This is a genomic window from Pseudovibrio sp. Ad5, assembly GCF_001623095.1.
GTDB lineage: Bacteria > Pseudomonadota > Alphaproteobacteria > Rhizobiales > Stappiaceae > Pseudovibrio.
On record NZ_LMCH01000064.1, the window covers coordinates 302,631 to 316,992 of the forward strand.

The window sequence follows — 14,362 nt, forward strand, 5'->3', positions numbered from 1 at the left end:
GCGCACACCACGGAAAAAGAATAGTTTCTGTGGGTGACGAGGGAGCTCCTCGCCTGCGCCCTGACACCTGCGTGTGGGAGGAAAAACGCAAAATATGAGGCAGGTAAATAGAAATGTAAGTGCACTGAGTTGTTTACCGGAACATTCCAGTATTGCCGCGTTTTCAAGATCTTTCTGCAGTTACAATCAATGTTTCGACGTCGCAAAACTGTCGTGTGCGTGAACTAACTCTTTATCTCGATTGATTTCAGTTCTTGATTCTGGAGATGCACGTGACATCAACTATCAGGCAGTCAAAAAAACGTTTGGATCGTGCAGTACATCGTTCAAAACTGATCTCCATGGAAGGCGCGTTGGAACGTCTGTTCACCTTCGCATTTAAGGGGCTGGTATATCCGCAAATCTGGGAGGATCCGGAGGTGGATATGCAGGCACTGCAACTCAAGCCCCATTCGAAAATGGTGACAATTGCTTCCGGCGGCTGCAATGTCATGTCCTACCTCACAGCAAACCCGCAGGAGATTACGGCAGTCGACCTCAACCGCGCGCATGTGGCTTTGAACCGCCTGAAGTTGACCGCGCTGGAAGAGTTCCCCGATTACGAGACGTTCTATCGGTTCTTTGGTGAGGCTGATGAAAAAGCCAATATTGCCGCCTATGAGAAGTATCTGAAGCCCGCCATTGATCCTGAAACCATGGCCTACTGGGAAGGGCGGGACATGACAGCGTGGGGCCGCAAGCGCATCACCCTGTTCTCACGAGACCTCTACCATCATGGCATGCTCGGCTACTTCATTGGTCTTGGTCACCTCATTGCAAAAATCTACGGCGTTGACCTGCGCAAATTGGCAGACGCACGTGATCTGAACGAACAGCGATCATATTTCGACAAGGTTCTGGCACCGCTCTTTGATAAACGCCTGATCCGCTGGGCAACCTCCAAAAAGATGTCGCTCTACGGCCTCGGCATCCCTCCTGCGCAATATGAGAGTCTTGCCGCAGAAGGCGGTGGCAATATGGCGGGCGTTCTCAAACAACGCTTGGAAAAGCTGGCCTGCGACTTTCCAATGGAAGACAACTACTTCGCCTGGCAAGCTTTCACTCGCGGATATGCGCCCTCTCATACACACAGCGGAACCGGTCTTTCCGGCCCTTTACCGCCCTATCTGAAGCCGCAACACTTCCCGGAAATTCGGAAAAGAGCCTCTCATGTGCGCGTTGTTAATCGGTCTTTCACAGAGCATCTGGATAATCAGGATGCAAACAGCCTTGATGCCTACGTCCTGCTGGATGCGCAGGACTGGATGACAGACAGGCAGCTGAACGATCTATGGGCAGGAATATCCCGAACGGCACGACAAGGAGCGCGCGTCATCTTCAGAACGGCTGGCGAGCCAAGTATTCTGCCGGGGCGGGTCAATAACGAAATACTGGGGCAGTGGACCTATGAGGCGGCTGAAAGTGCACGCCTCAACAAGTTGGACCGCTCCTCCATCTACGGTGGTTTCCACCTCTACATCTATAACTGAACAAGAATAAGTATGTGAGGGAAGTGAAATGGCGAATGTAAAGTCCTCAGCCTCACTGATGGATAAAATCTATAAGAACCAACGGCATTTTTATGATCTGACCAGAAAGCATTACCTTCTTGGCCGGGATCATTTGATCAAACATTTGGCAGCGCCGCGTGGCAGCACAGTGCTGGAGCTCGGCTGCGGCACTGGTCGCAATCTGATTGAGGCAGCAAGGGCTTACCCAACCTGCCAATTCTTTGGCGTCGATATCTCAGCAGAAATGCTGAAGACAGCAGAAGCCAACATTCACAAAGCGGACCTGTCTCACCGGATTCATCTGGCTCAGGGCGATGCAACGAGCTTTGATCCGTTTGAGAAGTTCGGCATCGACACCTTCGACCGTGTCTTCCTGTCCTACTGCGTCTCAATGATCCCGCCATGGGAAGACGCTCTGCGCAACGGCACAAAGCTTCTGGCAAAAGGCGGCCAGTTGTCTGTTGTTGATTTTGGTCAGCAGGAAAAACTGCCCGGCCTGTTCAAGCTGATGCTCAAAAAGTGGCTCGGCAGGTTCCATGTTTTACCGCGTGAGAACTTTCACGAAGTCATGAAAGGGCTGGCCGACGACAACAGAGCCAAACTGCGGTTCCTGCCTCTGTACCGCGGCTATGCCTATTACGCGGAACTCGACAGCAGCTTTTACACCCGCTTCATGGAAAAGCCTGAGCAGATGGACCTGCTGAAAGCGGAAAACGAAAGCCACCGCGAAATCCGCAAGGCGGGGTAACTGAGCAAAGAAAAGCCCACCAGAGCATCTGATGGGCTTTCATCAACCGGTCATCGAAGACGCTCTAATCTCCGGCAATAAAGCTCCGCACATCCCCATTCTTGGAAATGCCAAGGCGATAGAAGGTCCATGCGCCATAATCCAGCATCTCAAAGTAATCAGCTGCAGTGACGATCTGGTACATCTCAACCTTCTGCGAAGGCGTCAGATCATGCAAAGGGTAGCGGGCAAAATAAGGCCAGATGTAAGTCTCTTCTTCCGTTCCCTCATTGAGCCGCAAATATCCGGCTGTCACAATATCCAGTAGGATCGCAAGGATCTCGTGCCCTTCACCATCACCAGAGCTGTCTTTCAAAAAGCTGACCGGATCGCGCACAGGTGTGAACGAAAGTTCCGGCGGTTGCTCCTGCTTGGCAAACAAAGGCGCCAACGCAGCAACATTGCCGCTGCGAGCAATCTTGATCAGCGTCGCGCGGGTTGCTCTGACAGCTTCCGGCAATTCTGTATCGACATAAAAAACGTCCAGCTTTGGCAGCGGAGGTTCCTCTGCAAACTCACTGTCCAGCGCATCTTCACTGCTGGTATCTCTGTTGAAACCTTCATCAAGCAGAGGAAATTGTTCAGCCTTGGGGCGTTGGATGCGAATCGTTTCGGTCTTGATTGCCTGTGTTGCAGCCATAGCCGGAGCTGTAGTGCAAAGTAACCCTATGATGAGTAGGCGAAAATACATGAAGTGCTCCGAAACGGATAAGAGGCGCGTGCTTTGCCCTTAGTTTAAGGGCTTGTTGGGAATCAAGGAAGAAACAGACCCTAACCTATGCACAAGCTAGAGAGCCTTTAGAAAATTTATAGGAAGATCTGACAGGTCTTCTGCGCAGTTGGGAAGTATGGATTAAAGCGTTGAACATTGAACTCTTCATTACAGGCATGATTATCGGGCTCGTCACGTCTGCTCCGATTGGCCCTGTAAACGTGTTGGCGATTAGGAGGGCAGTGCACTACGGCTTCCTTCCAGGCCTTATTGCAGGCTTCGGGGCAGTTCTGGCCGATGGTGTATTTGCAACCGCTGCTGCCTTTGGTGTGACGGCAATATCGGAGTTCGTTGAACGCCACGAGTTCTATATCCAGACGATAGGCGGGTTTCTTCTGATCATCTTCGGCATCGTCGTGTTCCGGTCTCACCCACATTTAAAGGGTGGCAGCGATGGTGGTCCAACAATTTGGCGCGGGATGATTGTCTCCTTCGCCATGACCGTGACCAACCCAGGCGCAATTCTTGGCTTTATCGCTATTTTCGGCTCACTGGGAGAGCATGCGCCCGAGAAGGGGGACTATGTCGGCGCTCTGGCACTCGTGCTGGGCGTGTTGAGTGGCGCACTTTTATGGTGGGCTTGCCTGTCAGCGCTTGTGTCCAAGCTGCGAAATCGCATGAATGACAACTGGCTTTCTAACATTAACCACGGGGCAGGCATCATCCTACTGCTCTTTGCAGCGCTCATCCTTGCCAAGGTTGCAAGTGATTTGATTTTCTAGAGCGCGGTGCGTGAATGCAAATAAACGCTACGTGCTCTAACACACCGGACCGGAATCAAAAAAGCCCCGATCAATCGGGGCTCTTTGAAAAACAGCAGTGCTGAAATTAGTGCAGACGACGTTCCAAAGAGTAGTCACCGCGCTCAACGCGCTGTGGCAATTCCTGCGCAAATTTGGAAACAGCTTCTTCTCCATAAAGAGAAACCAGATCCATCATTGCTGAGAACAGCGCTGCATGCGCAAGAGCTGTACTGTCGATGCCGTGGGAAAGACCATCCTCCCAAGCTTCCTGAATGAAGCTTAGAGCCAGTCGGCGGATGTCTGCATCAGATGCATCGATCTCTTCTGTGAATTCGCCGGCGATAGCGTCGTCCTTGATCATGCTGGCTCTCATGTCCCTCTATGTGCTGCTTCTTGTTATTTGCCGTTACATGTAACGGGCAAACGAAAACAAATGAAGCGTCGCATGCCTTATCTGTTAAACGGAAGTTAACACGCAAAACGGCAGGAACAACCGACTCACTGATGTTTTGGTAAACTCGTCCAGAGCTTCTGTAAGTTATGGTTAATATTTGTGGCGAAGCCGAGTTATCCAAAAAACACGCAATAATTGTCTGTGGAAAACGGTTGCAACCGGCTTTTCTATCAATCGCGGCTGTACTTGCCCGTTACTTCTTGGGTGATAATTACACCTTCATCGGCGAATCTGCGAGAGGCTTCAATAGCCGCTGGAGTGCAGGTTTGATAGACCGATGCGAACCCCCGATAGCTCTGATTAAACCGCTCAACAAGACGCCGGCGTCTCAGCTCATTCTGCACTTCTGCACCCAGCAAGGAGTACATGCGCTGACGCCATTCGTCTGCTTCATCATGACCGCAAAGCGGGCGTAAATAATGGAGGGCACCAAGTATTTCTGAGAGGCGAATAAGCTGTTGCTCGTAGGGAGGTTCTTTCAACTCTGGCTGTACAGGTTGACCCGGAGATTGCGGGGAGCTCTGAGCAAATGCAGCAGGGGCCGCCGCAACACTCAAAAGCATCAGACCAAGGCAAATCCCCCGGCCTGTCGGCCAGGCAGGTTTCGCGAAGTTACGTGTCCAAGCTTTAAGTCTTGCAATGTCAGTCAAGCTACATCCCACAGCATGCTGGTTGCTTCAGATTCTGTAAGGATGGCCGTCTCCCGGCACTCTGTCCACTATGGAACCTTGGGGATTTCCGGTTTTCCCTTGTTGCACAGCAGGCTGCAGGACTGATGCTTGTGCGTATTCTAAAAAAGTAGTTCCGGTTTTCGGATAAGAACACGCGTAAAAATTAAGAAGTCAGAGCTTGAGGCGTCAATGTAAATGCACAGGTTTTGCTCTAACTACATCTTAGAAGATTTAGAATGTGCTGTTGCATGCCGGGCGCGAGAGGCAGGTTCATAGCCTCCTCCCAGGTGTACCAGCCCAGTTCAGCAGCATCAGAGCGTGCTTGTTCCTCACCCTTGACCTGCGTACAGCGAAAGACATGGATGCGATATTGCACCTTGCAGTCTTCCGCAGAAGGGTAGGACACCGTCCATTCCTTCAGGTCTGAGGCGCACAAAGATGTTTCTTCTTTAAACTCTCTTTGTGCGGCATCCTTAAGGTTTTCACTGGGAAGAACCTTACCGCCAGGAAAACTCCAGAGGCCTTTGGAGGGCGACTGGGCTCGTTTTACGAGCAGAACTTTTTCGTTCTGCACACAGGCAACACTGGTTGCCTCAATGTATTCCGGAATAACTTTTTTGCTCATGAGAACAGGGCGTCAACGTCCGCTTGCGTGCTTTCCTCAGTGCTGATTGTCTCATCCGGCAGATGTCCATGGATGATCGACCCGGCTTGCGAAAGTAGGGGCCTGATGACGGTAACGGCTTTATCCTGAACGATTTGCAGCAGTTCACCTGTTACTTCAGCGGAGCCTAGCATTTTTTGTAAGGAGATAACTTCCTGATCAACTTCGCCAATACACTTCTCCAGAGCATTCCGCAGCGGCAAATCAACAGCTCCGTATGCACGGATAGCCAATTCTTTTGCTGAGAATTTAGAGGCACTGAAATGTGTGATATAGTCAGCTGGTTCCCAGGCCAGAACATCTTCTGCACAATCGGGAATATCAGGAAGCATTTCAAGAAGCATAACAACCTCATTGAAATGATTAAGATAGTCAGTTGCAAGGCCCGTGGATGGATTGATGTTTGCATGCGTCAAAAGCTCAGGAGAAAGTTCTCCTACGCCGATTTTATCGCAGTACATATCCATTGCAGCCTCCCAGCTTCCTATCTGTCGCGCGGAACCTATCTCTCGATTGGTTGCAATTTTACTAAAATGCGAACAGAGTAATCTGCATGTGTGGTAGATATAGCCTGTCAGCGTCTCCGGAAGAAGTCAAAGCGTTGTTTGATTATATCGAACAGCCAAATTTTCCACCGAGATACAACATAGCACCGACTCAGCCAATTGCACTCGTAAAACACGAAAATGGTGGGCGCCACTTTGGGTTAGCACGATGGGGCCTGGTCCCGTCATGGGTCAAAGACCCAGCAAGTTTCACGCTTTTGCTCAATGCCAGAGCCGAAACTTTGGAGGAGAAACCCTCGTTTCGTGCAGCGGTGCGTCACCGTAGATGCTTGATACCTGCAAACGGTTTTTACGAGTGGCAACGCAAAGGTGCGGCAAAGCAGCCCTATTGGATTGCCCCAGCGGATGGACGCCTTCTGGCCTTCGCTGGCCTGTGGGAAACTTATTCCCATCCTGATGGCGGAGACATTGATACCGCTGCTGTAATCACCGTCGAGTCGAATATGACGGTGAAACCGGTTCACCACCGGATGCCCGCAATCATCGCGCCGGAGCATTTTGACGACTGGTTGAGCAACGGCACAATCATGGCTCGAGACGCTATAAAGCTCTTACAACCTGCAGATGAGGGACTGTTAATCACCACGCCTGTTTCAACGCGGGTGAACAGCGTCGCCAATGATGACCCGTCCTTGTGGGAACGGGAGGTCATTCCAGTTCCTCCTGAGCCAGTTAAAACACCTGCCAAGCCAAAACCTCAAAAGAAGGTTGCAGGCGGCTCTTCAAGAAACAACGGGCAGTTAGACTTGTTTTAGCCTCTGAGCAACATACTGGACACCAACATGATGAGACGATGAGGGATCAAGCATGCTGGCGTCGCTTAAAGGTAAATCTGTCATTGTGACGGGTGGTTCTCGAGGGATCGGCTTGGGCATCTCACTGGCTTTTGCTCGCGCCGGAGCCTTTGTCACCATTGCAGCGCGCGGAGAAGAAGCTGGCGCCAACGCTGTGGAGGAAATCGCACTGGCTGGCGGAGCAGGGCAATTCCTTCAGTGTGATGTCACCCAGTGGCAAGCGGTAAAGGCCATGGTCGATGAGACCACAGAAGAAAACGGGCTGGACATTATATGCGCCAACGCAGGCATCTTCCCCAAGCAGACGATTGAGGAGATGGAGCCCGAGCAGTGGGATCATGTGCTTGATACAAACTTGCGCTCCTCCTTCTACTGCGTAAAGGCAGCGCTCCCGCATATGAAACAAGCAGGGCACGGGCGGATTATCCTTACCTCGTCAATAACGGGCCCAATTACAGGGGATGCAGGCTGGTCTCATTATGCAGCCTCCAAAGCGGGGCAACTGGGCCTCATGCGAACAGCTGCCTTGGAGTTGGCCCCGCACAAGATCACAGTGAACTCGGTTCTGCCCGGCAATATCAGGACAGAAGCGCTGGATGATCTCGGTGATGAGTATCTGAAGAAGATGGGGCAGACTATTCCACTTGGCCGATTGGGGGCGCCACAAGACGTGGCAAGTGCTGTGCTCTTCCTCGCCAGCGAGGAGGCAGGCTACATCACCGGACAGCAGATTGTCGTTGATGGAGGACAGGTGCTCCCGGAAGGACTGGAAGCACCTGAACAATAATGTCTAGAGAACACGGCCCGGATTGAACATGTTCGTCGGGTCGAGAGCCTTTTTAACAGAGCGCATCATGTTCATCTCTGTGGCGCTCTTTACCTCCGCCAGCAAATCACGCTTCAAAATGCCGATGCCATGCTCTGCAGAGATTGAGCCGTTGTAACTGGCAACAATCCCATGCACGACACGGTTCACATCATCCCATTTCGCAAGATACTCGGCTTTATCGGCATCCTTCGGCTGGGTGATGTTAAAATGGATATTGCCGTCGCCCATATGGCCAAACGGAACCGGACGACATCCCGGCACAGCCTCTTTAACAGCGGCGATCGCTTCTTCCAGAAACTCGGGAACCTTTGCAACAGGCACAGAGACATCGTGCTTGATGGATCCGCCCTCAAATTTCTGTGCCTCAGAAAGCCCATGCCGCAACCGCCAGAAGTCAGCAGCCTGCGCTTTGCTCTGCGCCAGCAATCCGTCACGCAGCAGATCAGCCTCAAAAGCCTCAGTAAAGATGGTCTCTGTCAGGCTGACAATGTCGATGTCTTTTGTACCCGCCGAGATCTCGATGAGCACATACCATGGATGCTGCTCTTCGAACGGATAGCGCGACTGTTCCATATGCTCACAAACGAACTGCATGCCGGTCTGTGGCATCAACTCAAATCCGGTAAGCATGTTCCCGGCGTGACTTTTTGCCAATGAAAACAGTGAAAGTGCCTTAGCAGGCGAATCTAGCGCGACCAGAGCCACCTCTACCGACGCCGGAGCTGGGTATAATTTGAGGCTGGCACCCGTAATGATCCCCAAAGTGCCCTCTGAGCCGATAAATAATTGTTTCAAATCGTAACCGGTATTGTCTTTGCGCAGGGTCCGAAGCCCTTCCCAGACCTCACCATTTGCGAGCACAACTTCAAGCCCGAGAACAAGATCTCGCGTGTTCCCATAGGACAGGACGGCAGTGCCTCCGGCGTTGGTTGCAATGTTGCCACCAATCTCACAGGAACCTTGCGAAGCGAGCGTCAAAGGGAACAATCGATCATGCTTTTCAGCCGTATCATGAACAGCCTGCAACGTGACGCCCGCATCTGCTACCATCGTATAACCTTCAGGGTCGATGTGGCGAATTTTATTTAATCTAGAAAGGGATAGCACGATTTCGCTACCATCTGGATTAGGGATTTGCCCCCCAACCAAACCCGTGTTGCCACCCTGTGGAACCACAGTGAGACCGTGCTGAGCCGCAAGCTTCACGCACTCTGCAACCTCTGATGTGGAACCGGGCCGCAGCACCATGGGAGTGGCGCCTCGAAATTTGTCCCTCCACTCAACAAGAAATGGGGCCTTGTCCTGGCCGCTGACAAGCACATTTGCGTCCCCAATGATCTTTTGAAACGCGTTCACCAAATTTGGAATAGTCATGTTTCCGTCGCAGTGTTGGAAGTTGATCTGGCTCTAACTATCAGATAATGGGAGCGCAAGAACACGTCCATGTCTGATTGGACTTTTTTCGACGGCTTGAAGCCAAATGAACAGTGTGCCATAGCATTTTGGGGCTGTTCACTAGATTAAGTGATATTCACTCAGGAGAAAAACATGGCAGAAGCGCAAGGATTGATGGCCGGCAAACGTGGTCTCATCATGGGACTGGCCAACAATCGGTCCATCGCTTGGGGTATTGCAACAGCACTACACGATGCCGGAGCTGAAATCGCACTCACCTATCAGGGTGAAGCGCTGAAGAAGCGTGTTGAACCATTAGCAGAAAAGCTCGATGCACTTGTTGTAGGTGATTGTGACGTTACGAACGAAGCAAGCATTGATGCAGCATTTGAAGTTCTGGAGCAAAAATGGGGCAAGATCGACTTCGTCATTCATGCGATCGCTTTCTCTGACAAAGAAGAACTGACTGGCCGTTATCTGGATACCAGCGCAGACAACTTTGCAAAGACGATGCAGATTTCCTGCTACTCGCTGGCATCCGTTGCCCGCCGTGCAGAAAAGCTGATGACCGAAGGTGGTTCCATTGTAACTCTCACCTACTACGGTGCAGAGAAGGTCATGCCAAACTACAACGTCATGGGCGTTGCAAAGGCTGCATTGGAAGCAAGCGTCAAGTACCTCGCAGTTGATCTTGGTCCTAAGAAAATCCGCGTGAACGCGATTTCTGCAGGTCCGATCAAAACATTGGCAGCAGCTGGTATCGGCGATTTCCGTTACATCCTCAAATGGAACGAGTACAACGCACCACTGCGTGAAACCGTAACCATCAATGATGTTGGAAACTCCGCTCTCTACCTCACATCCAACCTGTCCCGTTCTGTCACCGGTGAAACTCACCACGTTGACAGCGGCTACCATGTGGTTGGCATGAAGGCAGTAGACGCGCCGGATATCTCCGTCGTCTAAATTGCTTCAGCAATCAGGTTTGAGAAAAGGCGCTTCTTGGGCGCCTTTTTTGCGCTTGAAAGGCTGGTAAAGGTACATATGACTTAAATCAAGAATGTGTGCATAACTGTTGTTTTCTAACGAGGAATGACACATGTACCTCGTAAGAAGCCGCTACAAAACGGTTGCCGACTAATCTTACGAAGAAGGCTCATGGAATGACTGGCTCGTTGATGCCCCTTGCGAAAACCACACCAACTCCGCTTCTGTATGTCCGTCATGGACAAACAGACTGGAACCTGGAAGGGCGTATGCAGGGCGGTCAGGATATTCCGCTCAACGACACCGGTCGCAAGCAGGCCCGGCGCAACGGTATGGTGATGAAGGATTTCCTTCCAGACCTTGGCAAGACCGCAGATGATTTCATCTTTGTCAGCTCACCCATGATCCGCGCGCGGGAAACCATGGAAATTCTGCGCAAGGAAATGGGGCTCGACCCATACGACTACAAAGTGGATGAGCGTCTTCGTGAAATCACATTTGGCAACGTAGAGGGAATGACCGTTCCTGAAATGATGGTCGAGCGTCCTGAAGTGGTTCGCATGCGGCGCGAAGATAAATGGGGCTATGTGCATCCCGAAGGGGAGAGCTACAAAATGGTCTCTGATCGCATCTTCGAATGGATGTCAGAGCAAAAGGATCCCATGATCATCGTCGCACATGGCGTGGTGATGCGTGTGTTGCGCGGCCTGCTCTGCGGGTATGCACCAGCTGAAATCCCGGATCTGGAGACGCCACAAGACCAGTTCCTTCTCTGGCGGGACGGTTCTGAGGCGTGGATCTAAAGCTCAATGTCTAAAAGAACTCGCAGACACGCAGGTCCATTCTGATTAATGGGCGCATCAATGCGTGCTCTCACGTCCAGCGCTGTACCAAGCCTTTAAGATTGGGGGCTTACAACGCATTTCCTGGTCGTTAAATTGATCAGGTTTTTGCGTCAGCGATAAACTGTGACACATAAAGTGAATACTACAGCAAAGGCAGTCCACGACATTTTGGAGCGCTTTGCTACAATCTGCATAAAGACAAGCTAAACAGGCTACCTAAATCAGTTGTAACTCGTTATTTTTAGGCAACAAGAGCAGAACGCTCACCTATGAAATCTCGACACTCTTAAACTTTTTGGAAGATCTTGATGAAGACGTCTCGACCACTCAAGGCAATCAGCAGCAATACCGTATTTGGAGAGGGCGATGTCTTCGTACTCTTCGGCGAACTTTTTGGTCGCGGATATGCGACTGGCTTGATCGATCAGGCAAAGGCAGCCGGGATGACTGTGATCGGCATTACCGTCGGTCGTCCCGATGAAAACAACAAGCCACGCGCACTCACACCAGAAGAGCTGGCAGAAGCCGAAGCCAATCTGGGCGGCAAAATCATCAACGTACCTCTGCGTGCGGGTTTTGAACTGGACGCACCGGAAGGCACAGCGACACCGACTGATCTGGTCAACGAAATGACCATTAAAGATTGGCAGGACCACAAGCTCGACTGGGACCATGTTGAGATCTGCCGCGGTCTTGGCTCAAACCGTTTCAAAGGCGCTCTTGCTCAGGTCATGGAACAGCTGGGTACCATGATCCCAGCGGGGAAGAACGTCTTCTTCGCCCACACAATGGCAGGCGGTATTCCGCGTGCGAAAGTGTTTATGGCAATCGCGAACCGCATCTACAAAGGCCGCGGTGCACGCTACATGCCGTCTCAGTCTCTTATCGAGAGTGATCTGGGCAAACTGATCCTGCAAAACTTCGAGGAAGTCACCGCAAACAGCTTTGGTTACCTGCTGGAAGCCAGTAAGACGCTCCGCGACCGCGTGGAAGCAGCTGGCGGCGAAGTGCGCTACACCGCATATGGCTATCACGGCACCCGCATTCTGATCGAAGATGAGTATCGCTGGCAGACTTACACAAACTACACGCAGGGCTACGCGAAAATGGCTCTGGAGAAGTTTGCTGAAAGCGCATGGAAAGACGGTGTGAAGGCAACAGTGTTCAACTGCCCTGAAATCCGCACCAACTCTTCAGACGTGTTTGCTGGCATCGAGCTGTCTCTCCTGCCACTGCTGCAAGCCTTCAAGAAAGAAGGTGGCGGCGCATGGGTGGATGCACTCTGGCAGAAGTGCGAAGGCATGCTCAAGCCAGAAGCATCTCTGGAAGAGGTCCTGCAAAAGGTATCCGACTACCAGACCAGTGAGGCAATGCAGCCGTTCTACAACTTCGAAGCTTGGCCAATGCCAAACTCAGCGGAGCAGGTAGACAAGACTGTTGGCACCTCGCAGGAAATTGTAGACCTGCATAAAGAGCGCAATGTTCTGGTCAGCGATGAACTCAGCCAGCATGTTGTTGCAGCAACTGGCATGCTCATGTTTGCTGAAGCCAGCCAGCCAGAAGGTCCGGCTTTGTGGCTCGACCATGATCTGGTTGCAAAACGACTTATTCAGGAACACGGCGCCTAAGGTCTATCCAGGGCCAAAGTTCTCTATGAAAAATTTGAATGAATGAGGAAAGCCCGGGGACGTGACCACCACGTTGCTCGGGCTTTTTGTATGAATTTGAGCTTACGCATTAAAATGGTGGTGCCTGAATGCCCTTTTCACGCCTTGAGATCTCTCATTTGCAGTCCTGAATCTGGGAACAAGCGTAAATCCAGTTTGTTCATTCGGGAAAATTACGCAAGTGCTGCAAGGCTCTCAATTGACCTCTCGCGTGAACCCACCTAAAACCACTAGAATTCTCAGAGCGCGTTCCGTTTGATTGAAGAGAGTCAGCCGGACAGGGCGTGCTCATGCTCTAAAAGTGAACTGCTAGAACATGTCCCACAACACCTTTGGTCATCTGTTTCGCGTAACAACATGGGGCGAAAGCCACGGACCAGCGCTTGGCTGCGTTGTCGATGGTTGTCCGCCTCTGCTTCCAATCACAGCAGAAGAGATTCAGGTGTATCTGGACCAGCGCAAGCCGGGGCAAAACAAGTTTACGACCCAGCGCCGCGAACCGGATCAGGTCAAAATTCTCTCTGGCGTGATGATGGATGAAGACGGCGTACAACGTACGACCGGCACGCCCATCTCTCTGATGATCGAGAACACTGATCAGCGCTCCAAGGATTACTCCGAAATCAAAGAACGCTACCGTCCGGGCCACGCAGATTACGCCTACGATGCCAAGTATGGCATTCGTGATTATCGCGGTGGTGGTCGCTCATCAGCACGCGAGACAGCATCCCGTGTAGCTGCTGGTGGTTTGGCGCGAAAAGTCATCCCGAACATCCTGATCCGCGGCGCTCTGGTCCAGATGGGCCCACATAAGATCAATCGCGACAACTGGGATTGGAACGAGGTGGGCAACAACCCGTTCTTCTGCCCGGATGCGGAAGCTGCCAAGTTCTTTGAAGAATACCTCGATGGCATCCGCAAGGATGGCTCTTCAATTGGTGCTGTGATTGAAGTGGTTGCTGAGCACGTGCCTGTGGGTCTTGGTGCCCCGCTTTATGGCAAGCTTGATCAGGACCTCGCATCAGCCATGATGTCCATCAACGCCGTGAAAGGTGTTGAGATCGGCAACGGTTTTGAAGCAGCATGTTTGACTGGTGAAGAAAACGCTGATGAGATGCGTATGGGCGATGGTGGCAAGCCTGACTTCCTGTCCAATCAGGCAGGCGGCGTGCTGGGCGGCATCTCTTCCGGTGCGCCGGTAGTCGTGCGCTTTGCTGTAAAGCCAACCTCTTCCATCCTGACACCACGCAAATCCATCACCCGCAGCGGGGAAGAGGTGGATGTAATGACCAAAGGTCGTCACGATCCTTGCGTTGGCATCCGCGCAGTTCCGGTTGGAGAAGCTATGATGGCATGTGTTCTGGCAGACCATGTCCTGCGTGACAGAGGCCAGTGCGGCGAACGATAGAGCGAATTCTTGTCGTTTGATTGGATTCAATCAAACGACAAGAATTCGCTCCAACAAGGTGTTAAAGCACGGTGCGTGAATGCAAATGAACGCGACGTGCTCTAAGAGACCGCTCAACCTCTGATTTCATTCTTATTGAAAAGGCGCTGGTAAAACCAGCGCCTTTTTTGTTGTTTGAAAGGGAAGCTGTGGGATGAAAATAAAGTATCACCTCCCCCAAAAAAGAGGGG

The 14,362-nt window shown here is 51.7% G+C and carries 15 protein-coding genes; 9 read left to right on the top strand and 6 right to left on the bottom strand.

Annotation, left to right across the window (positions count from 1 at the left end; translation table 11 throughout):
* Positions 1-266: 266 nt before the first annotated feature.
* Together PsAD5_RS22770 and PsAD5_RS22775 are read left to right on the top strand one after the other, a co-directional pair.
* Positions 267-1,529, top strand: a complete 1,263-nt coding sequence (locus PsAD5_RS22770) for a DUF3419 family protein (RefSeq protein WP_063293780.1) — start codon at positions 267-269, stop codon at positions 1,527-1,529.
* Positions 1,530-1,557: 28 nt separating this feature from the next.
* Complete coding sequence (locus tag PsAD5_RS22775; protein WP_057464874.1) at positions 1,558-2,298, top strand: class I SAM-dependent methyltransferase; 741 nt, start codon at positions 1,558-1,560, stop codon at positions 2,296-2,298.
* Positions 2,299-2,362: 64 nt separating this feature from the next.
* On the opposite strand, the gene PsAD5_RS22780 is transcribed toward PsAD5_RS22775, so the two are convergent.
* The gene (locus PsAD5_RS22780) at positions 2,363-3,028 is read right to left on the bottom strand and encodes a hypothetical protein (protein WP_208988767.1); all 666 of its coding nucleotides are present in this window, start codon (positions 3,026-3,028) and stop codon (positions 2,363-2,365) included.
* Positions 3,029-3,198: 170 nt separating this feature from the next.
* Here PsAD5_RS22780 and PsAD5_RS22785 point away from each other — a divergent pair, with 170 nt between their 5' ends.
* Positions 3,199-3,831: a LysE family translocator gene (locus PsAD5_RS22785; RefSeq protein WP_208981732.1), complete on the top strand. Its 633-nt coding sequence runs from the start codon at positions 3,199-3,201 to the stop codon at positions 3,829-3,831.
* A 106-nt stretch (positions 3,832-3,937) separates the two neighbouring features.
* Here the strand turns inward: PsAD5_RS22785 and PsAD5_RS22790 are convergent, their stop codons facing one another.
* The 4 genes from PsAD5_RS22790 to PsAD5_RS22805 form a co-directional block, all read right to left on the bottom strand.
* Complete coding sequence (locus PsAD5_RS22790) at positions 3,938-4,213, bottom strand: hypothetical protein (protein WP_014284380.1); 276 nt, start codon at positions 4,211-4,213, stop codon at positions 3,938-3,940.
* Positions 4,214-4,476: 263 nt separating this feature from the next.
* Positions 4,477-4,956, bottom strand: a complete 480-nt coding sequence (locus PsAD5_RS22795) for a TIGR02301 family protein (RefSeq protein ID WP_063293782.1) — start codon at positions 4,954-4,956, stop codon at positions 4,477-4,479.
* Between the two features lie 232 nt (positions 4,957-5,188).
* Entirely contained in the window at positions 5,189-5,602 is a 414-nt protein-coding gene (locus PsAD5_RS22800) for an NUDIX hydrolase (protein ID WP_063293783.1), read from the bottom strand.
* Entirely contained in the window at positions 5,599-6,108 is a 510-nt protein-coding gene (locus PsAD5_RS22805; protein WP_057464878.1) for a hypothetical protein, read from the bottom strand. Before PsAD5_RS22805 ends, PsAD5_RS22800 begins: the two co-directional genes overlap by 4 nt.
* An 86-nt stretch (positions 6,109-6,194) precedes the next feature.
* Here PsAD5_RS22805 and PsAD5_RS22810 point away from each other — a divergent pair, with 86 nt between their 5' ends.
* Complete coding sequence (locus PsAD5_RS22810; RefSeq protein WP_063293784.1) at positions 6,195-6,962, top strand: SOS response-associated peptidase; 768 nt, start codon at positions 6,195-6,197, stop codon at positions 6,960-6,962.
* Between the two features lie 52 nt (positions 6,963-7,014).
* Positions 7,015-7,788: a 3-oxoacyl-ACP reductase FabG gene (gene fabG / locus PsAD5_RS22815; RefSeq protein ID WP_063293785.1), complete on the top strand. Its 774-nt coding sequence runs from the start codon at positions 7,015-7,017 to the stop codon at positions 7,786-7,788.
* Positions 7,789-7,791: 3 nt separating this feature from the next.
* Here fabG and PsAD5_RS22820 read toward each other — a convergent pair whose 3' ends face one another.
* Positions 7,792-9,204: an FAD-binding oxidoreductase gene (locus PsAD5_RS22820; RefSeq protein WP_063293786.1), complete on the bottom strand. Its 1,413-nt coding sequence runs from the start codon at positions 9,202-9,204 to the stop codon at positions 7,792-7,794.
* A 174-nt stretch (positions 9,205-9,378) separates the two neighbouring features.
* Between PsAD5_RS22820 and fabI the strand changes: the two genes are divergently transcribed.
* From fabI to aroC, 4 genes are all read left to right on the top strand, one after another.
* Complete coding sequence (gene fabI / locus PsAD5_RS22825) at positions 9,379-10,191, top strand: enoyl-ACP reductase FabI (RefSeq protein ID WP_063293787.1); 813 nt, start codon at positions 9,379-9,381, stop codon at positions 10,189-10,191.
* A 197-nt stretch (positions 10,192-10,388) separates the two neighbouring features.
* On the top strand, positions 10,389-11,015 hold the full coding sequence (locus PsAD5_RS22830; protein WP_063293788.1) for a histidine phosphatase family protein: 627 nt from the start codon (positions 10,389-10,391) through the stop codon (positions 11,013-11,015).
* A gap of 350 nt (positions 11,016-11,365) precedes the next feature.
* Positions 11,366-12,685, top strand: coding sequence for an enoyl ACP reductase FabMG family protein (locus PsAD5_RS22835; RefSeq protein WP_063293789.1), 1,320 nt, complete (start codon positions 11,366-11,368; stop codon positions 12,683-12,685).
* Positions 12,686-13,040: 355 nt separating this feature from the next.
* Positions 13,041-14,132: a chorismate synthase gene (aroC, locus tag PsAD5_RS22840; protein ID WP_063293790.1), complete on the top strand. Its 1,092-nt coding sequence runs from the start codon at positions 13,041-13,043 to the stop codon at positions 14,130-14,132.
* Positions 14,133-14,362 lie beyond the last annotated feature (230 nt).

Excerpts from the sequence above, each read along its gene's own strand:
- PsAD5_RS22770 (WP_063293780.1), top strand. The coding sequence starts at position 267 with ATGCACGTGACATCAACTATCAGGCAGTCAAAAAAACGTTTGGATCGT.
- PsAD5_RS22775 (WP_057464874.1), top strand. The coding sequence starts at position 1,558 with ATGGCGAATGTAAAGTCCTCAGCCTCACTGATGGATAAAATCTATAAG.
- PsAD5_RS22780 (WP_208988767.1), bottom strand. The coding sequence starts at position 3,028 with ATGTATTTTCGCCTACTCATCATAGGGTTACTTTGCACTACAGCTCCG.
- PsAD5_RS22790 (WP_014284380.1), bottom strand. The coding sequence starts at position 4,213 with ATGATCAAGGACGACGCTATCGCCGGCGAATTCACAGAAGAGATCGAT.
- PsAD5_RS22800 (WP_063293783.1), bottom strand. The coding sequence starts at position 5,602 with ATGAGCAAAAAAGTTATTCCGGAATACATTGAGGCAACCAGTGTTGCC.
- PsAD5_RS22805 (WP_057464878.1), bottom strand. The coding sequence starts at position 6,108 with ATGGATATGTACTGCGATAAAATCGGCGTAGGAGAACTTTCTCCTGAG.
- PsAD5_RS22810 (WP_063293784.1), top strand. The coding sequence starts at position 6,195 with ATGTGTGGTAGATATAGCCTGTCAGCGTCTCCGGAAGAAGTCAAAGCG.
- fabG (WP_063293785.1), top strand. The coding sequence starts at position 7,015 with ATGCTGGCGTCGCTTAAAGGTAAATCTGTCATTGTGACGGGTGGTTCT.
- PsAD5_RS22820 (WP_063293786.1), bottom strand. The coding sequence starts at position 9,204 with ATGACTATTCCAAATTTGGTGAACGCGTTTCAAAAGATCATTGGGGAC.
- fabI (WP_063293787.1), top strand. The coding sequence starts at position 9,379 with ATGGCAGAAGCGCAAGGATTGATGGCCGGCAAACGTGGTCTCATCATG.
- PsAD5_RS22830 (WP_063293788.1), top strand. The coding sequence starts at position 10,389 with ATGACTGGCTCGTTGATGCCCCTTGCGAAAACCACACCAACTCCGCTT.
- PsAD5_RS22835 (WP_063293789.1), top strand. The coding sequence starts at position 11,366 with ATGAAGACGTCTCGACCACTCAAGGCAATCAGCAGCAATACCGTATTT.
- aroC (WP_063293790.1), top strand. The coding sequence starts at position 13,041 with ATGTCCCACAACACCTTTGGTCATCTGTTTCGCGTAACAACATGGGGC.